The sequence below is a fragment of the Candidatus Poriferisocius sp. genome (assembly GCF_965208355.1).
GTDB lineage: Bacteria > Actinomycetota > Acidimicrobiia > Acidimicrobiales > Bin134 > Poriferisocius.
Map to the genome: position 1 here is coordinate 1,767,343 of NZ_CBDBOM010000003.1, position 23,350 is coordinate 1,790,692.

At 62.7% G+C, this 23,350-nt stretch carries 19 protein-coding genes; 7 read left to right on the forward strand and 12 right to left on the reverse strand.

Going from position 1 to position 23,350, the window contains the following annotated elements; translation table 11 throughout:
* Positions 1 to 84 precede the first annotated feature (84 nt).
* Both ACOGXH_RS09480 and ACOGXH_RS09485 read left to right on the forward strand, forming a co-directional pair.
* Positions 85 to 2,829 (forward strand): ABC transporter permease subunit, encoded by a 2,745-nt coding sequence (locus ACOGXH_RS09480; RefSeq protein ID WP_419928863.1) that lies wholly within the window; start codon positions 85 to 87, stop codon positions 2,827 to 2,829.
* Between the two features lie 241 nt (positions 2,830 to 3,070).
* On the forward strand, positions 3,071 to 4,324 hold the full coding sequence (locus ACOGXH_RS09485) for a cytochrome P450 (RefSeq protein ID WP_419928864.1): 1,254 nt from the start codon (positions 3,071 to 3,073) through the stop codon (positions 4,322 to 4,324).
* Between the two features lie 164 nt (positions 4,325 to 4,488).
* Here ACOGXH_RS09485 and ACOGXH_RS09490 read toward each other — a convergent pair whose 3' ends face one another.
* Together ACOGXH_RS09490 and ACOGXH_RS09495 are read right to left on the reverse strand one after the other, a co-directional pair.
* Positions 4,489 to 5,130 (reverse strand): TetR/AcrR family transcriptional regulator, encoded by a 642-nt coding sequence (locus tag ACOGXH_RS09490; protein WP_419928865.1) that lies wholly within the window; start codon positions 5,128 to 5,130, stop codon positions 4,489 to 4,491.
* A 94-nt stretch (positions 5,131 to 5,224) separates the two neighbouring features.
* Positions 5,225 to 5,413 carry a ferredoxin gene (locus ACOGXH_RS09495; RefSeq protein WP_419928866.1) on the reverse strand — a complete coding sequence of 63 codons (189 nt, stop codon included), beginning with the start codon at positions 5,411 to 5,413 and terminating at the stop codon, positions 5,225 to 5,227.
* A 236-nt stretch (positions 5,414 to 5,649) separates the two neighbouring features.
* On the opposite strand from ACOGXH_RS09495, the gene ACOGXH_RS09500 reads away from it, so the two are divergent.
* Positions 5,650 to 6,540: an LLM class F420-dependent oxidoreductase gene (locus ACOGXH_RS09500; protein WP_419928867.1), complete on the forward strand. Its 891-nt coding sequence runs from the start codon at positions 5,650 to 5,652 to the stop codon at positions 6,538 to 6,540.
* 301 nt (positions 6,541 to 6,841) lie between these two features.
* Positions 6,842 to 7,960: a Zn-dependent alcohol dehydrogenase gene (locus ACOGXH_RS09505; RefSeq protein WP_419928868.1), complete on the forward strand. Its 1,119-nt coding sequence runs from the start codon at positions 6,842 to 6,844 to the stop codon at positions 7,958 to 7,960.
* A gap of 7 nt (positions 7,961 to 7,967) precedes the next feature.
* On the opposite strand, the gene ACOGXH_RS09510 is transcribed toward ACOGXH_RS09505, so the two are convergent.
* From ACOGXH_RS09510 to ACOGXH_RS09520, 3 genes are all read right to left on the reverse strand, one after another.
* Positions 7,968 to 8,852 carry a TIGR03620 family F420-dependent LLM class oxidoreductase gene (locus tag ACOGXH_RS09510; protein ID WP_419928869.1) on the reverse strand — a complete coding sequence of 295 codons (885 nt, stop codon included), beginning with the start codon at positions 8,850 to 8,852 and terminating at the stop codon, positions 7,968 to 7,970.
* A complete protein-coding gene (locus ACOGXH_RS09515; protein WP_419928870.1) occupies positions 8,849 to 10,360 on the reverse strand; it encodes a class I adenylate-forming enzyme family protein in 1,512 nt (503 codons plus the stop codon). The genes ACOGXH_RS09510 and ACOGXH_RS09515 overlap by 4 nt, the downstream gene beginning before the upstream one ends.
* A 258-nt stretch (positions 10,361 to 10,618) precedes the next feature.
* On the reverse strand, positions 10,619 to 11,185 hold the full coding sequence (locus ACOGXH_RS09520) for a TetR/AcrR family transcriptional regulator (protein ID WP_419928871.1): 567 nt from the start codon (positions 11,183 to 11,185) through the stop codon (positions 10,619 to 10,621).
* Between the two features lie 244 nt (positions 11,186 to 11,429).
* Between ACOGXH_RS09520 and ACOGXH_RS09525 the strand changes: the two genes are divergently transcribed.
* The 3 genes from ACOGXH_RS09525 (at position 11,430) to ACOGXH_RS09535 (ending at position 13,957) form a co-directional block, all read left to right on the forward strand.
* Positions 11,430 to 12,503, forward strand: a complete 1,074-nt coding sequence (locus ACOGXH_RS09525) for a phosphotransferase (protein ID WP_419928872.1) — start codon at positions 11,430 to 11,432, stop codon at positions 12,501 to 12,503.
* A 143-nt stretch (positions 12,504 to 12,646) separates the two neighbouring features.
* On the forward strand, positions 12,647 to 13,048 hold the full coding sequence (locus ACOGXH_RS09530) for a nuclear transport factor 2 family protein (protein ID WP_419928873.1): 402 nt from the start codon (positions 12,647 to 12,649) through the stop codon (positions 13,046 to 13,048).
* Between the two features lie 21 nt (positions 13,049 to 13,069).
* A complete protein-coding gene (locus tag ACOGXH_RS09535) occupies positions 13,070 to 13,957 on the forward strand; it encodes a TauD/TfdA dioxygenase family protein (RefSeq protein WP_419928874.1) in 888 nt (295 codons plus the stop codon).
* 524 nt (positions 13,958 to 14,481) lie between these two features.
* Here the strand turns inward: ACOGXH_RS09535 and ACOGXH_RS09540 are convergent.
* The 7 genes from ACOGXH_RS09540 to ACOGXH_RS09570 form a co-directional block, all read right to left on the reverse strand.
* Positions 14,482 to 15,042, reverse strand: a complete 561-nt coding sequence (locus ACOGXH_RS09540) for a TetR/AcrR family transcriptional regulator (RefSeq protein WP_419930354.1) — start codon at positions 15,040 to 15,042, stop codon at positions 14,482 to 14,484.
* A 299-nt stretch (positions 15,043 to 15,341) separates the two neighbouring features.
* Positions 15,342 to 16,319, reverse strand: coding sequence for a phosphotransferase family protein (locus ACOGXH_RS09545; RefSeq protein ID WP_419928875.1), 978 nt, complete (start codon positions 16,317 to 16,319; stop codon positions 15,342 to 15,344).
* A complete protein-coding gene (locus ACOGXH_RS09550; protein WP_419928876.1) occupies positions 16,316 to 16,672 on the reverse strand; it encodes a DUF6285 domain-containing protein in 357 nt (118 codons plus the stop codon). Before ACOGXH_RS09550 ends, ACOGXH_RS09545 begins: the two co-directional genes overlap by 4 nt.
* A 20-nt stretch (positions 16,673 to 16,692) precedes the next feature.
* Positions 16,693 to 17,637 carry a DUF7064 domain-containing protein gene (locus ACOGXH_RS09555; protein ID WP_419928877.1) on the reverse strand — a complete coding sequence of 315 codons (945 nt, stop codon included), beginning with the start codon at positions 17,635 to 17,637 and terminating at the stop codon, positions 16,693 to 16,695.
* Positions 17,638 to 17,915: 278 nt separating this feature from the next.
* On the reverse strand, positions 17,916 to 19,544 hold the full coding sequence (locus ACOGXH_RS09560; protein WP_419928878.1) for an AMP-binding protein: 1,629 nt from the start codon (positions 19,542 to 19,544) through the stop codon (positions 17,916 to 17,918).
* 170 nt (positions 19,545 to 19,714) lie between these two features.
* Complete coding sequence (locus ACOGXH_RS09565) at positions 19,715 to 20,464, reverse strand: ABC transporter ATP-binding protein (RefSeq protein ID WP_419928879.1); 750 nt, start codon at positions 20,462 to 20,464, stop codon at positions 19,715 to 19,717.
* Entirely contained in the window at positions 20,461 to 23,196 is a 2,736-nt protein-coding gene (locus ACOGXH_RS09570; protein ID WP_419928880.1) for an ABC transporter permease subunit, read from the reverse strand. Before ACOGXH_RS09570 ends, ACOGXH_RS09565 begins: the two co-directional genes overlap by 4 nt.
* Positions 23,197 to 23,350 lie beyond the last annotated feature (154 nt).

The following is a 23,350-nucleotide window of genomic DNA, read 5'->3' on the forward strand; positions in this document are numbered from 1 at the left end:
GCGTCCGATCGACCAGCCGCCGCGAGCCCTTGTTGCCAAGGGCTCGCGGCGGCCTCGTATTAGGAGGACATCCTGACAGAAGTCTTGCGGTTCGCTGCGCTCGGGCTCGGGGGCGGGGCCATGTATGCGCTGATGGCGCAAGGTCTGATCTTGGTGTACCGAGCGACAGGGGTGCTCAACTTCGCGCACGGGGCCATCGGAGTCGCAGGCACCTACCTGTACTACGAACTCTCGGTGAAAGGGTCCTGGCCTACGAGCGTGGGCATCATGTGCGGAATACTGTTCTCTGCAACGATCGGGCTCGTAGTCCACCTGGTCATCATGCGCCGACTACGCAGCGCGTCACCGTTGGTGCGCGTCGTTGCGACACTGGCCGTGTTGGCGATACTCACCGCTGCCCTCCAGCTCCGCTACGGCGCAGCCACGTTCGGAGTGCCCAGCACCCTGCCTGACGGAGTCTGGCAGATCAACTGGAGAGAAGGGGCGATCCTTCTGGCGCAGGATCGCGTGCTTCTCGCTGCGATCGCGATCACAATGACTGCAGTGCTCACGATCATTCAGCATCGGACACTGTTCGGCCTCGCGACATCAGCCGTAGCGGACAACGAAACCGCTGCGGCAACCCTAGGTTGGTCACCCCGAGTCCTCGGAGCAGTCAACTGGGCAGTTGGCTCGGCGCTTGCGGCAGTCGCCGGCATCTTCATCGTGCCAATTGCCGGCCTACGCGTCACCACCCTCACGGTCCTGCTGCTATCGGGCATCGCTGCGGCTCTCGTCGCCAGGTTCGCATCGTTCGGTGTCGCGCTCGGTGCAGGACTCGGGATCGGCATCCTGCAATCGCTGCTGGCGCGCTACGCGTCAGATGTCACCGGACTCTCGACGTCACTGCCGTTCTTGGTCGTCATTGGGCTGATGGTGATACGCGGACGAGCTCTGCCACTGCGCAGCTACGCCACAGACAAGCTCCCGTCGATCGGCACCGGCAAGCTCCGGCTCAGCCCGATCATTGCAGTCTGCGCCGTAGCCATATTCTGGATACTTTCCTCGGATGACAGGGCTACCAGCCGGGCGTTTGCCACGACGGCGATTGTTGTCATCATTCTGCTCTCATTCATCGTTATAACGGGTTACGCAGGGCAACTCTCTTTGGCTCAATTCGCATTCGCTGGTATCGGTGCGTTCATCGCGGGGCGACTACAGGCGGCAGCTGGAGTCCCGCTCACCTTGGCATTCGTGATCGGGATACTCGGCGCCACAGCGGTCGGGGCGCTGATCGCTGTTCCGGCGGTCCGAACACGCGGAGTGAACCTCGCAATTGTCACCCTCGGGCTTGGCGAGGCCGTCGTGGCCATGGTGTTCAACGACTCTTCCTTTACGGGCGGCAGCGGCGGGACCGCGCTCGATGTCCCAACGCTGTTCGGATGGCCCATCGGCGGGCGTGAGCACCTCGATCGGTATGCCATCGTCGCCATTCTCTGGGTGGTTGTCGTCGGCCTCGGGGTCGCGTGGCTGCGCCAATCGACCCTGGGACGGAATCTCATTGCGATTCGAACGAACGAACGAGCGGCCGCGGCCATCGGCATCAACGTGGTCCGAGGCAAGGTCGTTGCGTTTGCGATCTCTTCGGGCATCGCGGGACTCGCTGGGGTACTCCTCGCTTACCAGAACGCAACCATCGTCTACTTCACGCAGTTCGGAAACGACGTCTCGATCGAGATGCTGACGCTCTCGGTGATCGGCGGGATCGGCTACATCGGCGGCGCGCTCATCGGCTCGCTTCTTGCAACGGCCGGCATCATCGACAAGGTTGCATCCGGATGGTTCGACGGCATCGGCAGCTACCTGCCTCTCATTGCCGGAGGCGTCGTGCTTCTCAATCTCATGCAGGCGCCGAACGGGGTCTTCCCCCTCATGGGCCAAGTCTCACGGCGCATCGGTTCCATATTGCGCATCCCTCGCACGCATGCTGGAGACCAACCCCCTGGTGACAGCGACATCCTTCCGGGGGAAGGAGCCCATAGAACGGAGCGCGTTCCGGCAATGGAAGTTCGCGTGCATGACGTGGCCGTGCATTTCGGTGGAGTGACCGCCGTGGACGGCGTGTCCTTCGAAGTCCGAACTGGGCGGGTGCTTGGCCTGATCGGTTCGAACGGTGCGGGGAAGTCGACGGTCATCGACGCCGTCACGGGCTTCACAAAGCCCGACCGAGGGCAAGTGTTCCTCGACGACGAAGATGCTACCGGCCAGGCACCTCACAAATGGGCCCGCGCCGGAGTCAGCAGATCGTTTCAGTCCCTGGAGCTCTTCGAGGACCTCACCGTCGCGGAGAATCTCAGAGCTGCGGCCGATGAGCGCTCCCCTGCCGCGTACATGCCCTGGTTCGGTCGTCGCAGAACCCGAGAATCCGACGACCTGATCGCAGAGGCCGTGCGCGGGCTCGAGCTCGAGGACCAGGTGCACCAGCCCGTGAGCGAGCTCTCCTATGGCACCCGGCGCCTCGTTGCCATCGCCCGTGCAATGGCAACCGAGCCGTCGCTGCTGCTGCTTGACGAGCCCGCGGCCGGCCTGTCGGAGGCCGAATCAAGCGAACTCGCACGAATGATCAAGCGGCTGGTTGACGACCGCGGGGTCGGAGTTTTGCTCGTAGAACACGACATGCACTTCATCGGCTCTCTTTGCGACGAGATCGTCGTCCTGGAATACGGAGCCGTCATTGCTCGCGGCACACCTACAGAAGTCATGTCCGATCCCGCAGTCATAGCGTCATACCTAGGTAGCCCCGACGACGCGAGTCCGGATCCACCAAGCCGGCCAGTCACAGAAGCCTGACTGGCCGACGACCGGTTCCGACCTAGCGCCGAGGTCCTCGCGGCACTCGGCCCTGAGCTTTGCGATAACGGTGTTCCGGTGCAAAATGCGTCGCGGTCGGGCGGCAACCACACACTTGAACACGGTTCGGTCGTCTGTCTACACTCTCGAACATGTTGAGGGGGCCCACATCGTTGTCCACAGCCCTCGGCCCGACAAAATCACGGTCGCGTGAAGCGATCGCAATGTGGAGGCTGGCCCGATGACCGACTCTCAAGCCGAAGCCGTGGCGCGGTGGAATGCGTATCTCGGCGCTCCACATCCTGATGGGGTTCAGCATTTGAACTGGATCAGAGAGAACGAACCGGTCCTTCGAACGCCTGCTGGGTTCTGGGTGCTCACGCGACACGAAGACATCGAATGGGTATTTCGAGGGGATAGTGGCGCCCCGATCTGCAAGAAGGCGCTCCCAGGAGCACCCAAACCCCCGTATCTCCAGGGGGACGGGTACTTCAAGAAGCACTTCATCCACAACATCGATCACCAAGATGGAGCCGACCACGTACGCATGCGCAAGTTGCTCCACAAGACGTTCACGCCGCGAGCAATCGAGACGATGCGTGAGGCAACACGGAACGTCGCGGAGGAGCTGCTAGACGCCGTCATCGCGGCGCCCGAAGGCGAGATGGACATGGTCAGCGACTATGCGTTGCTCGTGCCCACGACCGTGATCATGAACCTGCTGGACATCCCGCAAGACCAGTTCGAGCGCATGCAAACCATGGTCCAACACATTACGGGGGTACTACAACCAGGTGTCGACCTGGAGAGCTGGCTTGCCGAAGCAGATGCGATCTTCGAGGAGCGCCACCACTACTTGAAGGCGCTCGCAGAAGAGCGCCTCGGGTCTCCGCGTTCCGACCTGATCACCGAGCTCGCCGCTAAGAGGCAGGAGGATCCCGACGTCCTCAGCGAGATCGAGCTCACCATGAACCTGACGTTCCTCGTGGCCGCAGGCTTCGATACCACGGTAAACGGGATCGGATCCGCGCTTCACCTCTTGCTCCAGCACGACGACCAGCTCAGCGCCATCCGGAAAGATCCGAGCCTCTGGCCTCAAGCCATTGAGGAGTGCCTTCGCTTCCAACCTCCGCTGCCGTTCACCGCGCCCCGCGTTGCAGCAGAATCGCTCGAGATCCGTGGAACGACCATCGAACGCGGTGATCAGATCTGGTCATGTGTGCTCGCAGGCAACCGCGATCCGCGCGTCTTCGACGATCCTGACACCTTCAATATCTTCCGTGAGACGGACATTCGCACAAAGCACCTCACGTTTGCGATGTACAGCGCGCACTATTGCTTGGGAGCCGCGTTGGCAAGGATGGAAATGCACGAATCCCTCGAGGCCATCGTTGACCGGCTTCCCGACATGCGCGTCTCCTCAACGCCGACCTATCGGGACCTCCTGGTCATATTCGGCCCGAGTCGCCTTCCGCTGGCGTGGGGGCCGCAGTAATCGAGCCCGGATACCAGGCTCGACATTGCTCGCAGGAACGCGGAGCGGCTCTTCGACTTCACGCCTTCGGGCCTCGGGTCACTGTGAAGCGAGGCTACGCCTGAACAACTGGCGGTGGTTGGCGTCGGACGAAAACTCCGAGTGACCCCGGGACTTGTCGTGCCTCAATCCAGACCGCGGATCATGAAGTCGCAGATGAACCGATCCACATCTGCGACCTCATCCGAGTCGAACGTCACGCCCGGCATGCTGATCGCCGCGATCAGATTCCGAGCCACCCACTCGGCGCCCCGATCCACATCGAGGTCGTTGCGAACTTTTCCGCTGGCCTGGGCAACACCGAGATGCTCCCGAATTACTGCCATGGTAGCGCGGATCAAGGGGCCGGATCCGCTCGTCAAATGGGCCGCTGCAAAGGAATCGTGGCCTGGCGGTCGGGGCCGACGGCGAACACCATCCCACATGAGCCGCACGGCCTCGGACAGCTTTGCCTCAAGGTTGTCGTGTTCACACATGAGTGCATCGAGTGTGCGAGCGAAGGTGCCAATGCCCTGGTCGATCAGTTCCTCGAGCAGCTGATCTCGACTCTGATAGTACTTGTAGACAGAGCCCCGTGAGACGCCAGCCTCGTCAGCAACGTCGCGCATGCTCATCTTCGTCGGGCCGAAGCGCAGGTAGCACCGCCTCGCAGCATCGAGTATCCGTTCGCCCATGGGGCAATCGTCGGACTCTATTGCGCTCGACTCAAACCAACGCCGGAACTCCTCGAGCGCACGCGTGCGATCTCCGCTGACCTGAACGCTCATGGTTTCCCTGTCCGCCGTGGGGCCATTTGGGGCTCGGGAACTGCCGAATCCCGGCCACTCACGTCTCCGGCAAGCGGACGGGGACCGCAAGCCATCACTGTTCCGAAAGGGCCCGCTTCGGACAGACGAGGAACGCTTCGCGTGCGCGCTCGTGGAGCTCGGTCGGGGGAGATGGATCTATCACCTCGAGGGTGTCATCGTCTCGAAGACCGAACAGCTCTGGGGCGTGTGCCACGCAGAACCCGTTCCCATCGCATAGATCCTCGTCGAGGACGATACGCATCGAGCTAACCTCCGATTTTGGTGAGGGGATGAGCACCGACCTCTCCAGCTGCCTCCCCTAGGTACACGATGGACAGCCTAACACCATGTGTCCTAAGGGGCTCGAAGCGCTATCGAAGGTCACCGTCAGCTGAGGGAGAGTGGGTTGCTGGGACCACGAGTTGCTCGCAGGGAACATCGGCAGGCTGCTGACCACCGGAGAGGGGCACGCCGACGACCCTCCGATGAGCTTCCGCGGTGAAGATCGGGCTCATCCTCCCCCAGACCGAGCTCGGTGGGCCGGACTCGATCATGCAGCTCGTTCGGACCGCCGAAGAGTCCGGTGTCTCCTATCTCGTACTCTATGACCACGTTCTCGGTGCTGATCGATCGTCGCGTCCTGACTGGCGCTATTCGTACGACTCGACGACCGAGATGCATGAGCCGCTCGTCCTCCTCAGCTTCATCGCAGGACAGAGCACGCTCGAATTGCTCACTGGCGTGCTGGTGCTTCCGCAAAGGCAGACAGTCCTGGTGGCGCAGCAGACCGCAGAGCTTGACATCCTCGCGGGAGGTCGAGTCCAGCTAGGGGTTGGCATCGGCTGGAACCAGGTGGGGTTCGAGGCGCTGGGAACCGACTTTGCTTCGAGAGCACAGCGATTCGAGGAGCAGATTCATCTCCTTCGTCGATTGTGGGTGGAGCCGTCGGTCGATTTCCGAGGCCGCTTTCACACGGTTGACCGCGCCGGGTTGTGCCCACGGTCCGTGCAACGTCCGGTGCCGATCTGGATGGGCGGCGGCACCCGCCCCGCAACACTCGAACGGATTGGTCGACTTTCCGATGGATGGACCACCTACCTTTCCCCCTCAGCTGAAGTCGCTGGGGCATGGAAGCAAGTTCGCGATATAGCCTCGCGGCACGGGCGCGACGTCGGGCTCCAGGGTACGATTCAGCCTGGTGGTGACCACGTGACCCCGAAAGCGCTCGGCCGGACAACGGACATCGCCAAGACGGTACGCGAGCAAGTTGCGCGCTGGCGCGAGATCGGAGCAACCCATGTCTCGATCAGCGGACTCGGAGTCGGTCGCACGTGTGCAGAGCATGTCGACTTCATCAGAGTAGCGACCGAGGCGATCCGCGCTTCATAGCCAGGGAGCACCCATGTCAGCGGCTTCGGGAGCGTCGAATCACCGTGCACGGCTACAACCGCTTGACCGACTAGCACGCGGGTGATGAACTACACAACGTGTGTTCACGTGTCACAAGGGGTGCTTCGACATCGTCAGCTGTTGAATCCCAGGCCCCGCGAGGCTGGCTGATCACAGGCGTCTCCAACGGTTTCAAACGCTCGATCGCCGACGCCAAGATCCAGAGTTGCAAGCGCGACCTCAAGTTTGCCGCACCCGGCGGGTCACGTGCGGCATCAGTCCACGGAAGAGGGAGCAGAAGATGACCAAAGCAGCAGTGATGACGGCACAGAACGAACCGCTCGAGATCAAGGACATTGAAGTGAATGCACCACGCATCAACGAGGTGCGGGTGCGAGTCGCCGCTTCTGGTGTCTGTCACAGCGATCTGACGATCCATGAAGGCAAGGTGCCGCTGCCCTTGCCGCTCGTGCTGGGCCATGAAGGCGCAGGTGTTGTGACCGAAGTAGGCAAAGGGGTCGAACGGTTGGCCGTCGGGGACCACGTGGTTCTGTCGGCCACCGCCCGCTGCGGCGCGTGTTATTATTGCGAGCGCGGCCTCTACACATCGTGCGAGACCGGTTCCGCCGTGTTCCTCAAAGCCGGACTACTCGACGGCATCCCCGGCCTGACACTCGAGGGTCAACCGCTGCACCAGATGAGTTTCCTTGGAACGTTCGCCGAGGAGACCGTCGTGCCAGACGTGTGCGCCGTCAAGGTTCGCGACGACATTCCCCTGGACGTGGCATGTCTCATCGGATGCGGCGTTGTCACCGGGTACGGCGCGGCAGCGAACGCTGGTGACATCCAGACTGGCGACGTAGTAGCGGTCGCGGGATGCGGCGGCGTCGGGCTGAACACCGTTCAAGGTGCGGCAATCAATGGAGCTGGCACCGTGATCGCAATCGATATCAACGACTCGAAGCTCGAGCTCGCGAAGACGCTCGGCGCGACTGAGGTCGTGAATGCGCGCACTGTTGATCCGGTCGAGCGAGTGTTCGAGCTGACTGGAGGCCGCGGTGCCGACGTGGCATTCGAGACCGCCGGCACTCGCCAAACAGCCGAGCAGGTTCTCGCCATGACCAGGGCTGCCGGGCGAGCGGTGTTCGTCGGTGGCCCGGACCCAAGTGAAACGTTGTCGATCCCGATCATGACTGAACTCGTGATGCCCGCGAAGACACTCTCCGGATCGCTCTACGGTAGCGGGGACATTCTGGTCGACTTCCCCCTGCTCGCGGACCTCTACATGGAGCGCTCTCTCCGGCTCGATGAACTCGTATCTCGGCGGATCGCGCTCGACGAAGTGAATGATGCCTTTACGGAGCTCCGCGAGGGCACGGCTGCTCGGTCGGTTATCGTGTTCGACGATCCGACGGACTGAGCTCGGCTCAACCAGGAGCTAGACCTTCGAGGGTGTGCTCGTCCAACGTGCCGAATCTTCCTGCTGCGATCGGTTGTATGCAGACGTGACTCGCACCGGCGTCGTAGTGAGCTTGAACCCGTTCGTTGATGCGCTCCGCCGAGCCCCATGCGACTAGACCGTCGAGCAATCTTGTTGAGCGGTGGTTGATCTCGTCGTCGCTGAACCCGAGCCGAATCCAGTTGTTTCGGTAGTTGGGCAAGTCGGCGTACAGGTCGACTGCCTCTCGCGCCTTCGACCGGGCCTCGTCGGCCTCCGAGGTCAGCACGACCTTCTGCTCGACACAAAGCAACTTGTCGGGTCCGAGCACGCTCCGGGCAAGTTCGGTGTGTTCCGGAGTCGTCCAATACGGATGCGCTCCATCGCTTCGGTCGGCGGCCAACTGCAGCATCTTCGGCCCGAGGGCGGCGAGCACGAGCGGCGGCTGGGGCGTAGCTGCCCCGGAGTATGGCGCCTCGTCCATGCCGTCGAGGTAGTCTCGCATTTGCGACAGTGGGCGGGTGTAGTCAAGCTTCCTGACACCCGACACCATCGGCGCATGACTGACACCGAGCCCGACAATGAGCCGGTCGTTGCTCTGCTCAGCAACCGTCATGGCCGCTTGCTTCATGGCACCGGGGTGCCGATGGAAGATGCTCGCTATGCCAGTTGCGAAGACGAGCGAGTCGGTCTGCGTTGCGAGGAACGCGATGTGGGCAAAGGGATCCCGATGAGTGGTCTCGGGGAGCCAGAGCGCCGAATACCCCAGCGACTCGACTCTCGCAGCAAACTCGGCCGCCTGGTTCGGCTCCATCAGGTTGGTGCCGAACCAGAGACCGATACCGCCGCTAACCTGGGGTGCTGGCCCTGTCATGAGCGTGACTCTTTCGATGTTAGTTCGTCTCGGAGCGCCCTCCGAAGGAGCTTCCCGTTGGTATTTCTTGGCAACTCGACCGGGGACAGTACGACGGTTTTCGGGACTTTGTACCCCGCCAACGTTTGTCTGCAGTGAGCGATCAGAGCGTCACTGGTGGTCGTGTTGTCAGCCCGCAACCTGACAACTGCCGTCACGGCTTCACCCCAGGTCGGGTCCGGCACGGGTACCACAGCCGCTTCTGCGACGTCACCGTGAGAGAGGAGGACATCTTCGACCTCGCGGGGATAAACGTTGTGACCTCCGCTGATGATCATGTCGGACTTCCGGTCGAGGATGTAGAGGTACCCGTTGTCGTCCAGGCGGCCGATGTCGCCCGTGTGGAACCACCCATCGTCGAAGCGCTCCGCCGTCAATTCTTCATTGTTCAGATATCCAGTGAACACATTCGGGCCACGCAGGCAGATCTCCCCGACGGCGTCGGGCGGGAGATGCTGTCCGTCGTTATCGACGATGGCACACTCCATGCCGATCCCAGCCCTGCCAGCAGATGCAATCTGCGGCGCCCCCGCGACGTGATCCTCACGCTCGAGGTACGTTGCGCCGCCGGTAACCTCGGTCAAACCATAGGACTGCGTGAAGATGGGACCGAACCGATCGAGGCACCGTTCGAGTCGATCAGGAGCCATCGGTGCGCCGCCGTAGACGATTCGCCGAAGCGAGGAGAGGTCTGCCTCACTGGTCTCAACAAGCTCGAGGAGCATGTAGATCATCGTTGGCACGAGAGTGGTCGCCGTGATCTTGTGCTCCTGGATTGCTGCGAGTGTCGCGGCCGCATCGAACTTCCGCAACACGACCTGCGGCGCACCCCTGTAGAGCGCGGAGTATGAATGCCCACGCCCCGAGAACGCCAACGGACCTGCAACCAGCACCCGATCGTCGGGCCGCATCCCGATGTGGATCAGGTGCCCAATCGTGAACCAATACCAGTTCTCGTGCGACTGGATCGCACCCTTGGGACGACCGCTCGTGCCTGAGGTGTACACAATCGAAAACGGCGCGTCCGGCGGGACTTCGACACAGAGTCGTTCTCCGGACATCGCAGCGAGGTTTTCCTCGTAATCGGACCCGGTTTGTAGCACGACCGTCACCGCGGCGAGATCGGCACCTTCAACGACCGAGGCGAGGTCGTCCGAGACGATGAGAGCCGAAGCACCGGAGTCCGCCAACTGGTACCCCAGTTCTGCACTCGTCAGGCGGTGACTCAGGTAGATCGGGACAAGGCCCGCCTTCGGCAGGCCGAACGCGGCGTCGAAGAACTCAAGGCGGTTGCTAAGAAATATTGCCACGCGATCGCCGGTGGCAAGACCAGCCTCGAGCATCCATCGCCCGAGCTGATTCGAACGCTCATCGAATTCACGGAACGACACTGAGCGCTCGCCGTCGACGATCGCTGTACGATCACCGTGCCGTCGAGCATTCTGACCGATGAAGTCACCCAGGTTCACGAACCACTCCGAATCAACGTCCAGGACCCGGGCGAACCATAGCAAAACATCAGAATCTGTCGAGCTGTACTCGGCCCGTGGACGAGTCGTCGTTCCCGCCGATGCAAGCAACCTGCGCAAACGACGAGCCGCGGAACTTCTAGCCCTTCTCCTGATCCCAGTCAACTCACTGCTAGTGGGGCTGACGCTCGTTGCTGATAGCGGCTACGAGATCCGGAACGCACCACAGCCTTGGTGAGAGCGTGAGCGACAGGCTTATCAGTCGAGACCGCGGACGGCAAACGCTCGAATAAAGGACTCGAGCTGAGCTGGATCGCTGTCGTCGAAAGCCTGCGCGGGATTGTTGACCAACGAGATCAGGATCCGGGCAATCCATTCGGCACCCCAGTCAATCGGTAGATCTCGGCGGATCTCTCCCCTGGCTCGTGCGAGTTCCAGATATCGGCGAACCACCGTACTGATGATCTCGACGAAGGGCCCCGAATGGAGCGTCAGCTCCAGCGCCACGAATTCAGAATGTCCCGGAGAATCCGGTCGGATGCGCAGATACTCCTGGAAGAGAAACGCCGCCTCCAGCACCTGATCCTCGAAGTTGGCACCCATGGCCATAGCCCGGTCTAGGTCATCTGCGAACACGACCTCGGCGAACTCTTTGACGCTCGCAATGAGATTGTCGCGGTTCTTGAAGTACTTGTAGACGGACCCACGCGATACGCCAGCCTCCCGAGCCACATCCTGGGCGCTCACCTTCGCAGGCCCGAATCGCAGGAACGTACGGCGTGCGGCGTCGAGGATCTTGGCCTCCGTGCCCGAGCGGCCTGGCACGGACAACGGCTTGGTCGTATCAAACCAAGCCAAGAAGGGCCGATCTTCTGTCGTGTTTCCCCGGTCTGCACGGGTTGCCGGTGCCAAGAGAGTCCCTCCGTGGACGCCACTCATCAACCGGTCGGACGGCACGGTCATACTGCGTTACCAGCCTCGAGCAGAGCACTGCTCGATAAGGGGACGAACAATCGCGGCGAATCTGTTCATTGCGTTATCATGCCGATCTCTCGAATGAGGAGCCTACATGCCAACTCACGATGCGGCGCACCCCATACCACTCACAGTCGAAGAGGTCACCCGAGAATGGTTGGAGAACGCGCTCCAACGCAACTTCCCGGCGGTCCGCATCGAAGACGTCGCGATCGTCGATGTCATCTGGGGCACAGCAACCAAAGTGCGGGTCCTCGTTCGATACGCAGACCCCTCCACAGACGACGGCCCACCAGAGGCGCTGTGCATCAAGGCATGCCTCGATGAGCGAATCCGCGCGCTCGGCATGGGCCAGGGTTATCGCGACGAGGCAATGTTTTTCGGCGATATCGCACCCCGCCTTGACGTCGCACTCCCCCGCTGTTGGTTTGCCGACGTGGACGCTGGCGGTCAAGGCCTTGTAATTCTCGACGACTTGATTGCGCACGGTTGCACGTTCAAACCACCGACAGAAGCATGGTCTCCCGATCAAGTCAGCACAGCGCTCGAGAAACAGGCGTCCTGGCATGGACAGACATGGAACGGCAACCGCCTCGAAGACCTCGACTGGCTGCAGCCAGGTGCGCCCGCAGTACGCAGCGCCGTCGACCACCTCTTCGATCCGGAGCGTTGGGCGTTGCGCTTCGATGAGATCGGGGACCAGGTACCAAGCTGGCTCGAGAACATGCCCAGATTGCACCAGTCCACCATACGACTGTGGGAGATCGACGACGCCAGCGTGCCTTCACTGAGCCACGGGGATGCCCACCCTGGCAACACGTACTTCGACAGCGCAGGACAGCCTCACTTCCTCGACTGGCAGTGCGTTGGACGCACGCCCGGCATGTGGGACGTGACCTACTTCATGGTCGGCGCCCTCTCGATCGACGATCGGCGCACCCACGAGCGTGACCTGATCCGCCACTACCTAACGGCCTTCCACGCGGCCGGTGGCACGCTCAGTTTCGAAGACGCGTGGACGAGCTACCGGCAACACCAGCTGCACGGCGTGCTCTGGTTCCCCACACCGATCGAAATGCAGCCGCTCGAGAACACGGTCGCCGTCGTTAAGCGATACGCCGCGGGAGCCGAGGACCATGACAGCTTCACTGCCGTGGGGGTCAGCTAGTACCTAACATCACCGTGCCGAGATGGCTGGGCCGAGATGGCTGGGCCGAACTGGACCGTGACCCTCGCAAGCCGGCGCTAAGGGTAGACAACTGAACTACGGTTGACTATTCTTCCATCGAACACGTTCGGAGGAACGCATCTATGCCGGATCCAGCAGCAGACGACGTGGCTATCCGCAACGCCCTCGCCCGTTACTGCCATCTGAACGACGCGCAGGACTGGGGTGCCTGGGCCCAATTGTTCACCGAGGACTGCGAGGCAGACCTCACAGGCGGTGTCTTCAAGGGCCGTGAAGCCTTGGAAGCTTTCGTTCGGGGTCTCAACTCCCCGAAGGGCCGACATCTCATCACGAACTCTGAGATCTCCGTTGCGGGTGACGAGGCCGACGTGATGAGCGACTTGCTGATGCTGGTTCCATCCGATGACGGCGAGCTGCGGATCCTCTGTGCGTGCCGTTACTACGATCGGTATCGACGCGTCGACGGCGCTTGGCTGATCGCTTACAAGCGGGCAGCCGATCACATCTGGAACCGTAACGAGTAGCACGAATCAAGTGAGGACAACATGAAGCTCAGACAACTGACACCATTTGGTCTCGGTGTCACGGAGGTCGACATTGGAACGGTCTCCTCTGAGACCATCGCCGAACTTCAGCAACTGCTCCATGTGCACGGACTACTGGTCTTCAATAACCAGGACTTCTCCGACGAGGATCAGGTGCGCTTTGCATCTCACCTTGGCAAGTTCACGCAGCTGAACCCCGAGGACCGTCAGTCGCTGGTCTATCGCTTCAACAATCTCGAAGGCGTGGGCAAAGGCATCGCACCATGGCACTCCGACAACGCGTGGACACCCTATCCCCTCAAGTACATCATGTTGTTCGGAGACAACGTGACCACGAACGGCGAGCCACTCGTCGGTGGAACAACCATGCTCGCGAACGCAGCCGCCGCGCTGCAACGTCTGCCCAGCGAGGTCGTGACCGAACTGGAGTCCCTCGAATGCGCGCTCTCAGCACGACGCAACCCCGACGACAAGACGGTACGCCCGTGCATCGAAAAGCACTGGGCGACGTCGACGCCTTACCTTGTCCCCAATCAACTCCTCACCGACTACATCTGTGACGTCTCGCCGGAGCGTTCAAAGGAGTTGCTCGACCAAGTCTTCGCGGCGCTGTACGACGATGAACACGTGTACACCCACGAGTGGAGCAACGGGGACTTCGTGCTCTGGGACAACCGATTCGTCCACCATCAGCGCACCGCGTACGACGAGGCGCAGAACCGGGTTCTCCGTCGGTGCGGGATTGCACACGACGCCGAGCCATGGGCGGTGACGGCCGACGAAGGTCCGCTGGAGTCCGATGCCCACCTCCCAGCGCCACCGTCGCAGGGCCGGGTGGTCAGAGAGGGCGACAGCTTCCGCTTCGTACCCGAAGAGGAGCTTGCGTGAGCCACTGATGCACCCGACGGCCTCACCTGGCTGTGCCCCATCGTGCTCAAGCAACTGCGCCCTGTGGCGAATCAGAACAGATGACCGTTCCATCCACGGCGCGCTGATCGATTCTGATGGCACGAGAGTGCTCCCCGGATTCGTTAGCCCAGGCGAGCGGCACAGCCGTTGGTCACGATCCCCGGCGTGAACCCACCTCGAATCGCCAATTCCGTGACCTTGACAACACTACAGACGGCGAGGCGGATAGTCGACTACTTTGGTCAAGCTTCGGTGCGATCGAGTCGCGGCGCGAGCCACACCACTGGAACCCGACAGGTTCTCACCGTCAGGGGACAACCAAGACCGGCAGCAACCGCGTCGGCCTCACTGTTCGTGAGCTGGCTGGGATGAAGACAAACGCCGGGCGTTCTGCGACTCCCTCAGGTCGGTCATGTGCGTGTTCAGAAGAACCGGCTCGGTCGCACGGGCGCTTGTCGGTTCGGGCGCGCGTCGTGGTTCAGCCATGTCGGTCCGCCAGAGGATCACGTACGTGACGGGGCCCACCCACGCACGAGTTGCTCCTCGAAGAATCGCGTCATTGCGGCCTGATCGTGAAGAGGCGTAGCTTGGGACGGAATGCCGGCACTCATCATGAGCCGGGCGATGTAGTCAGCAGCTGCTGCCACCTCGATCTGTCGAATCTCGCCACTGTCGATGGCATCCTGCAAGACTGGCTCCAGGATTTCTGCGAACCTTTGAAGACTCCTTTCGGGCGATCTCGCGGGGGTCACCGGGATCGGGTCGCCGAGGACTGCATCGTCAACCGTGTCGCGCTGTCGAAAGGGGTCCTCGGCCTCGATTGCTCGTATACGTCGGTGTATCCAGGTCATCAGCGCTGCGAGCTTCGCGGGTAAACTTCCCTCGCGCTCAAGCTCAGCGTTCGCCGCCGCGAGGAACTTCTCGATACGCACCTCTACGGCCGCGTTGATGAGATTCGATCGATTGCCGAAGTACTTGTAGATGGTATTGCGGGAAACTCCTGCGAGCCGCGCCACGTCGCTCACGCTCATTCGGGAGTGACCGAACCTCCGCACGGAGTGCATCGTCGCATCGAGAACGCGAGCCTCGATATCGCTTTTGCGGTCGCCGGTCGATGGTGTAGCCGGTGGCTTCCGTGTGTTGTGGGATCCGTCTCGCAAGGCCACCCGACTCTACAGCACAGGCAGCGCGATCGAAAAAGTTTGTGCCTTCGACCACGACCCATCGGCCCCGGAGTTCACGGTTGCTCCGTGCATCCGAGCCTCATTGACGCACGGCTTGCAGCACCTGACCGCTCCGTGTGAGGCCGAGCGGCCCGACATCGGTGCTGGTGAGGTGATGATCCGAGTCCGCACGGCTGCGCTCACACTGGTGGTCCGTGATCATTTGCGATGAGGTTGAGCATGTCGAACTCGAGTTCGACCACACGCCGTCCGCTTGCTGCGAAGACGATCGAGTCCGTCAGTCCGCCCAGGAAAGCCTGCGCCTGAGAAGCCAAGCCGAGCCCCCACCAGACCGTCCGGGCGACGCTCCACCAACGGAGACGTTCGTCGTCCCAGTGCCCGCCCGCACGGTCGTACGCGTCGTGGAATGATTCGATCTCGCCAAACCCACCGATCTCCAGTGCGTCGTTACCGAACCGCCAGAATCGGAGGCACAACCACGCAATGTCTTCCATCGGGTCACCTGTGTGAGCGAGCTCCCAGTCGAGAACGGCGGCAAGTCCCTCTTCGGTCACCAGCAAGTTGCCGTTTCGGAAGTCGCCGTGCACGAGTGTTTCGTTTCGAACCGGTTCGGGTGCGTGGCGTCGGAGCCAGCTCAGCCCAAGGCGAAACGTCGGGATCGGTGGCCGAATCGAATCCAGCGACTCTTCCAGCTGGTCGACGAACTCGTGGGGGTTCTGGCATTTCGGAAGGTCGGGAAGCGCTCGAGCTTCGATCGAGTGCACGGCGGCCAGAGCACTTGCGCAGTCGTCGGTGAGTTTCTGCCCCAAGCGCGGATCAGCCTCGGCCAGCCGGAGCACACGGCGAGGGATAGACGCGCCCTCGACGAGCCGCGTGAGGAGCGAACCCGAGTCGTCGTCGTAGGCCAGTACCTCTGGCACCGGCACGCCGGCCCGAGCAGCTGTCTGGAGCAGCGCAGCTTCCGCCGATGAACCGAGATGGGATGATCGGTCGAGCACGATCTGCGCGACCGCTGGGATCGTGGCGCCGTCCACAACGAGATTCACGAACAGCGTCCGACGGGCGGCACCGGCGGACGCAACACCGGTCACCTCGATTGCCGTACCGGCGCGGACGAGGTCGGCCAGTCGCGCGAGCGTGGCGGATTGCGCTGTCACGTCGAATAGCCCGGTCGGGCGATGCCGAGACGGCGCTCGACGTCTCGTCGAATGACAGCGGTCACGAGCTCCATGGCGGAGGGCTCGAGGTCTTGATCGCTCGAGAGTCGACGATCGAGCTCCCCGACGAGCACCGCAAGGGGCTCGTCGGCATCTAGCAGTGCCGCGAGTTCTCGCCGGGTCGCACCCGCGTCCGCCGCGACGTCTTCGAGTTCCCTGGCGAGGATCCCGCAGAGGTTCGCAACGACCCGGACCGTATGCCGGGCTGCTCCGCTCGTCTCGTCGAGCACGTCGCGCTGGAGGGCGCGACGCATCCCCTCGAGGAGCTGAGTCGCATCCGGCCGGTCGATCACGGTGGAGCCTCCGTGTGCTCCTACTCGATCGGCACGAGCGGGTGCCCGTCATCGTCGAACTGGTGGAGGTACTCGGCGATGCCGTAGCCCGTGACACCCTCGTACGTCCACTTTGCCAAGCCCTCATTAACGATCGTCTCGCCGGGCCGCGAACCCCCGGGAACGACGCGCATGACCTCGGCGCGGAGGTCGTGTGAGCGACCTAGGCTGTCGTGCGCGGTCACCTCACAGGCCTTCTGCGTGACACCGTCCGAGGCAGTTCGCGTGTGGACGTCCCAGCGGCGAACGCTTGCGTGGGCGCCATCGCGCCAGACCCAGCCGCGATGGAGGTCACCCTCGTCTGTCCCGATGCGGATCCCTCCGAAATGGACCTCGTCGCTGATGTTGACAGAGAACCAGCGCCACATCTTCGGGCCACCCCATCGGCGCGGCCCCCACGACTTGTCGCGGTTGCCCCGCACGTTCTCGCCGAAATCGAATCGCATGTCGTCGACTTGGATCCAGCCTTGCCACCGGCCCGCTTGCTCCAGGTGGCCCTTGCCCACCGAGCTTCCGGTGCGAGCGCTCGCCCCTGATCCCGACTTGCCTTGGCCGTCGACACCGATCATCGGCGTAAGGGCGCAGAACTGGGCGTCCATCTGAAGCCGCGTGGGGCGGTACGCTCCCGTTCGGTCGTAACGTCGTCCGTCACTGTCCGCGGTGATCACCCAGCTTTGGCCGGACTCTGTGCAATGATACGTTACACCGCCGACCTCGAGCGGTGACTCGCACATCTCGGACTGATCGCGAATAGCACGCACAGTTGCAAGTCCGGTGTCGGGCAACCACACGTTCATGACGACGTCCATTGTTCCGTCGTTGGGGCGGATGCCGATGCGAGTGAAGAACCCGGTGTCAGAGTCTGGGTCATACGCGTTGAAGTAGTACGACTCACTCCATGCACTGTCTCCCTCGACAGCATGCATGTGGTCATGCGACGAGTCGAGGATTGGCATCGGCCGCTCCCTTGCTATCGGAAGAAGGTCTCGAGTGCGGAGACGAGCGGTCAAGTCATCCTACGTCGGCCCGTCGCCTTTGCTCCACTCGGCGAAGAGTCGAGATTCGGGTGGATGGATGACTGGCTCCAGTTGCCGTTGCCGGCTGCTCCCAGACCTGCTCGACGGAAGCTTTCACTCCGATCTCGTTGAACAATTCCACCGGCTGTCTGCGACTCCGAAGGGCGACAGCGAGAGTGGTGCCAGCGTCAGCGGGCGACGCCCAGCGCCTCGTCTGCGGCTGCCTGGGCCCACCTGTAGTCGGCCTTGCCGTTCGGGCCGCGTTGCACCCGGGACACCCGCACGATGTGTTTGGGCGACTTGTAGGCGGCTAACTGGGCCCGCACACCGGCCACCAGCGCATCATCACTGACCTCGACGTCACCACGGAGTTCCACCACTGCAGCGATGGCCTGACCCCATCGCGGATCCGGGACTCCGACAACGTTGGCATCGATCACACCGTCGACGAGTTTGAGCGCCTCTTCGACCTCTTCCGGGTACACCTTCTCGCCGCCGGTGTTGATGCATGCCGACCCGCGGCCAAGAAGCACGATGGACCCGTCCTCCTCGACCGTCGCCCAGTCGCCGGGGATCGAATACCGCACGCCATCGATAACCGGGAAGGTCTCGGCCGACTTGACCGCGTCGCCGTAGTAGCCCAGCGGGAGCGGCCCGGTGACGGCCAACCGCCCAGGCTCGCCCGAGCCCGCGACCACATCCCTACCATCCTCTGTAATCACCCTCGCATCGGGACCGAGCTCAAAGCGGGCCGTGGCCGTCGTTCCGGGCTCGGCATCGATCTTGCGAGCGAAGCTGGAACCCTCCGACGACGCGATCGTGTCCACCAGACGCGCCGCCGGGTTGTGGCGCAGCAGTGCGTCCTTCACAGGAGCACTCCAGATGACGCCCGATGACATCACGACGAAGATCGACGAAAGGTCATAGCGGGCGCCGCGCTCCACTGCAGCATCAAGGGCATCCACCATCGGACGGCAGAACGCATCGCCGACGATGGTGAGGAGTGTGACGCGACGGGCCTGGACCACCTGCCACAGCGCGTCCGCATCAAACGAGGCCCCTTCAAGGCAGATCACTACACCGCCTTGGAGCAGGGTGGCCAACGCAGGCGTGCCTGAAGTTCCGTGCATCAGCGGTGCCGCTGCGAGCTGCCGGGGGACGAACCCGCGTGCACGGATCTCTCGCACCCGAGCGACTGCATCGTCCACCGACTCGGGCGGTGTGAGCTTCATCGACTCATAGGCGGACGCCATCGTCCCCGTCAACGAGACGTGGGGCCACATGACGCCCTTCGGTCGCCCGGTGGTGCCACCGGTGAACAACAGCCAGAGATCGTCGCCAGAGCGATCGATGCGGGGGGCGGGCTTGTTGCCGCGCACGAACGCCTCGTAGCCGACGGCCCACTCGGGAACGTCAGCCTCAGCCCCGACCTGCACCCACAGCGCTACGTCGGGGAGATCGGCCCGGATGTCCTCAAAGCGGTCCACCAAGGCCGCCGAGTAGAAGACCGCCCGCGCGTCGGCATCGTCCAAGAGACTCCGCAGTTCGCCGGCCCCATACCGATAGTTGACGTTGAACGGCGAACAACGCTGCTTCATGGCCCCGAACTGGGCTTCGAGATACTCGGTGCCGTTGTAGAGGCAAAGCCCCACGTTCTCTCGAGGCCCGAGACCGGCAGCCAGCAGACCGCCGGCCACCGACGACGCCCGGCGTTCGTAGTCGTGCCACGAACGCACATCCTCGCCGCAGATCAGTGCGTCTGCGTCTCCGAATTCATCGCTGATCGCCTCCCAGGCGCTCGCGAGGTTAAAGGACATCCGTTCCTCCCGAAGCGCGCGGGCTTAGGGGTGCCATACGCAGGGTCTTGATCACCACGATCACCCTGACGAGACCCGTTGCGGTGCTTGCACCTTGGCACGGCTCAAGCTCAGCGGTGGCGCGATCGAACGAGTTCGTGCCTTCGACCACGACCCATCGGCCCCGGAGTTCACGGTTGCTCCGTGCATCCGAGCCTCGTTGACGCACGGCTTGCAGCACCTGACCGCTCTGTGTCTGGCCCGCCGAGATACACTGCCTCGATTTCGGCTTCGCGGGTTCTTAGCTCGGCGGAAGACATCTGCATGCGTATCCTGCCATCGCTCATAACGTATGACCGGGAGCAGATTTGAGCGGCAGAGTGGAGGTGCTGCTCGACGAGAAGCACCGCCATGCCCGTGCGTTCCACGACGGACGCTAGAACCTCAAAGAGCCGCTCGCATATGATCGGCGCCAGCCCAAAGGTGACTTCGTCCACAAGGAGCACTTTCGGTGACCTTGCGATGGCTCGTCCGAGGCAGAGCATCTGTTGCTCGCCCCCGCTTAGTTGACCGGCTCTGACGTGGAGCCGGGGCTCGAGTTCGGGGAACATGTCCAGAACGTCGTGCTGGTCGGCGCGGGCGAGTTCGAGGTTCTGAGCAGTCGTCAAGCTCGAAAAGGCGCTGCGACCCTCGAGCACGAGGCCGATCGCGTCTCGAGTACGGCGATGTGATGGGCCGGTGAGCGGGACGCCCCCGACTCGCACTTCGCCTTCAGTGCGTGGCAGGGCGCCTGCGATTGACATCAGCGTTGTGGTCTTTCCAGCTCCATTCCGCCCGAGGAGGGCAACAATCTCGCCTTCGTCGACGTCAATGTCGATATCTTCTATCGCTGGCCGCCCTCCGTAGCCCGCCGACAGCTGTCGGACCTCAAGACGATTCACGACTCCAGAGCCTCCTCACTGACGCGTGCAACTGCCGCGGAGCTTCCAAGGTACGCTGACCGGACTGCCGGATCTTTCAGTACATCGTCGCTTGATCCGTGGGCGATTACATGACCGAAGTCGAGCACGATGATCACATCGCTCACGGTGGCGACCACGTCGACGTTGTGCTCGATTAGCAAGACGGCTATTCCGGCGTCGGCGAGCCCGCGGACGGCTCGCATGAGTACCCGCCGCTCGGCCTCGTTCAGCCCCGCAGCGGGTTCGTCGAGGCATACGACGAGGGGATCTGTTGCGATTGCTCGCGCGATCGCGACCATGCGCCGGGTGCCTTGGGGCAGCTCGGACACTTTGATATCCAGATAGTCGGTCAGCCCTAGATCGGCCACTGCGTCGACCAACCAGAGCGGAAGGCGAACCCGACCAGGTAGGACGAGGTTGGTCAAGTACGCCCAACGGTCACGAGGTTCGACGGCTGCCGCGAGATTCTCCCGGACTGACAGATCCTCGAACAGTTCGAGGTTCTGGAAAGTCCGCGTCAGTCCGACACGAGCGAGCCCGACGGGGCGGCGACCGACGACATCAGCCCCGTCGAATGTGACGGTGCCACCAGCAACATTGGCGAATCCTGAGAGGGCGTCGACGACGCTTGTCTTGCCGGCTCCGTTGGGCCCAATTAGTCCTAGCACGCGTCCAGCGTGCAGGTCGAAGGAGATGTCGTCCACGGCGACGATGTGACCGTAGTGGACCGATAGGTTGCGCGTTTCCAACACCACGTCGCCGTCCATCTGTGTCGAAGCCCGCATGGACGGACGACTCTCGTCGACCGCGTCCGTCGACGCGCCGATCGCGGCGCTATCGCTGGCGGGCGCGGTTAATCGGCCTTTCACTCGGCGCAGCCCGCGTGATAACGCCGGAACGAGGCCTTCCGGGTGCATGATCAGGACCTGGATGAGCACAGCGCCAGAGATCACCGCCAACCACGACTCGATCGACTCCGTGTAGCGGCCGAGGAAGTGGCTGAAGACGCCGCCGGCCCAGGCGAATCCGACCACGACTCCGCCGATCACCATGCCAGCCCCACTGATGATGGCGAGGCCAATGCCGAAGACCGAGTTGAACACGGTGAACTGCGAGAATACGGCGAATCGGGTGCGATAGGTAAACAACGCGCCTGCGAGGCCGGCCAGACCCGATGAGAGGGCAAAGGCGCCGAGTTTTGCGCCGGCGACCGAGATGCCGAGTGCCGCCGCGCCCCTCTCGTTTGCGCGAACGGCGGCGTACCTCCGCCCGGACCGAGACCGGCGGACGTTGGCGACACCAATCGAGGCGATCGAGAGCAGAATGACACAGAAGGCCGCAAAGCGGTCGGGGTGGCGGCCCGGTTCCAGATCGATGCCGAAGAACGACGCTTGTGGAACTGAGATCCCGTCGACCCCACCGGTGAGGCTCTTTGAGCCAAGCAATGTGGTCTCGACGGCTAGCGACAAGCCGATGGTCGCGACCGCGAGATTGAGCCCCCGAACTCGCACGGAGGGAATGCCCAGTAGGACGCCAAGCAAGACCGCCGCGGCGACGCCTGCGACGATGGAGACAAGGAACGGTGCTCCCCACGACGATGCAGCCCGGGCCGTGATGAGCGAGGCGAACCCTGCGATCGCCATCGGTGCAAGGCTGACCTGGCCTGCGTTGCCGGTGACCACGACGATGGACAGTCCGATGATCGCAAACAGCGAGCTGGTGATGATTGCCTCGGACCAAGTTGAGGAGAGGGTAAACGCCCCGAACACGGCGGCTGCGGTCGCCAAGAATACGACAATCGGGCGGATACGGCCCGTACCCAGGCCCGGTAGTCGTGGGATTTCGACCGAGGCTCGCCCGGGAAGCGACTGCCCTCCAATCACCAGTGCGATCACGATCACAAGGAAGGGAATCGACCGTACGAGCGATGCGTCGTACCGCGTCTCGAGGATCGACTGAAGAACACCGATGACTACACCAGTTGCCCCGGCCACCGCGAATGAGTGGAACCGGGCCAGGAGCGCAGCGGCGAGACCCGTGATCATCAGAGTCGTGAGCCGAGACGGTGAGAGACCGGTGATGGACAGCAGCACAATTCCGGCTCCGGCACCGAGCGCTCCTCCTAGCCCCCAAGAGATCATCCCAGATGGGTAGGGTGAGACACCTATCATCGCCACCGCGAGCGGGTTCTCGCGGAGAGCGGTTGCCGTCAGGCCAAGGCGAGTCCAGCGGAACAGTGCGGACAACCCGATCGCGAGGACCGTTGTGATCACAAGGAGCACGATTGCGAGCCTCGGTACAACAGCGCCAAGGATCTCGTAGCTGCCCGGTAGTAGAAACGGCGTCACAAACCTCGTCTCCGCGCCGTAGTGAACCACGGCAAACCCCTGCACGACGAGGAGCACACCCAGCGTGGCGATCAGCCTGGCGAGCTCTGTCGAACGTCGGAGCGGATAGATCGCCAGGATGAATGCGACCACGCCGAGTGCGCTGCCGAAGACAATCCCGAGCGGAATCGCCAACCACAAGCTCAGGCGCTCACCGGCGTCGTACAACTCCCAGAACGCGTATGTGCCAGCCATGCCCAGCGCTCCTTGGGCGAGGTTCAGCACGCCCGAACCCCGGTACACCGCAACGACCCCAAACGCAAGGAGCGCGTAGGCACTGCCGGACAGGAGCCCAATCAGCCCGAATTGCCAGACGTGATGCAAGTCTCTCGCCCCTGGTCCTCAGAGTTTCACCGTTCTCGCGGCCAGCGCGTCGTTCGCGAGGAGGGTCGAATTCGCTCGAAATTCGGGCCGGACCACCGGCAGGCTCACGGAACGGGGCCGCCGTTACTACGGGGTGGGCGTGTCTGCTGGGGCC

Excerpts from the sequence above, each read along its gene's own strand:
- ACOGXH_RS09485 (WP_419928864.1), top strand. The coding sequence starts at position 3,071 with ATGACCGACTCTCAAGCCGAAGCCGTGGCGCGGTGGAATGCGTATCTC.
- ACOGXH_RS09490 (WP_419928865.1), bottom strand. The coding sequence starts at position 5,130 with ATGAGCGTTCAGGTCAGCGGAGATCGCACGCGTGCGCTCGAGGAGTTC.
- ACOGXH_RS09495 (WP_419928866.1), bottom strand. The coding sequence starts at position 5,413 with ATGCGTATCGTCCTCGACGAGGATCTATGCGATGGGAACGGGTTCTGC.
- ACOGXH_RS09505 (WP_419928868.1), top strand. The coding sequence starts at position 6,842 with ATGACCAAAGCAGCAGTGATGACGGCACAGAACGAACCGCTCGAGATC.
- ACOGXH_RS09510 (WP_419928869.1), bottom strand. The coding sequence starts at position 8,852 with ATGACAGGGCCAGCACCCCAGGTTAGCGGCGGTATCGGTCTCTGGTTC.
- ACOGXH_RS09525 (WP_419928872.1), top strand. The coding sequence starts at position 11,430 with ATGCCAACTCACGATGCGGCGCACCCCATACCACTCACAGTCGAAGAG.
- ACOGXH_RS09530 (WP_419928873.1), top strand. The coding sequence starts at position 12,647 with ATGCCGGATCCAGCAGCAGACGACGTGGCTATCCGCAACGCCCTCGCC.
- ACOGXH_RS09535 (WP_419928874.1), top strand. The coding sequence starts at position 13,070 with ATGAAGCTCAGACAACTGACACCATTTGGTCTCGGTGTCACGGAGGTC.
- ACOGXH_RS09540 (WP_419930354.1), bottom strand. The coding sequence starts at position 15,042 with ATGCACTCCGTGCGGAGGTTCGGTCACTCCCGAATGAGCGTGAGCGAC.
- ACOGXH_RS09555 (WP_419928877.1), bottom strand. The coding sequence starts at position 17,637 with ATGCATGCTGTCGAGGGAGACAGTGCATGGAGTGAGTCGTACTACTTC.
- ACOGXH_RS09560 (WP_419928878.1), bottom strand. The coding sequence starts at position 19,544 with ATGTCCTTTAACCTCGCGAGCGCCTGGGAGGCGATCAGCGATGAATTC.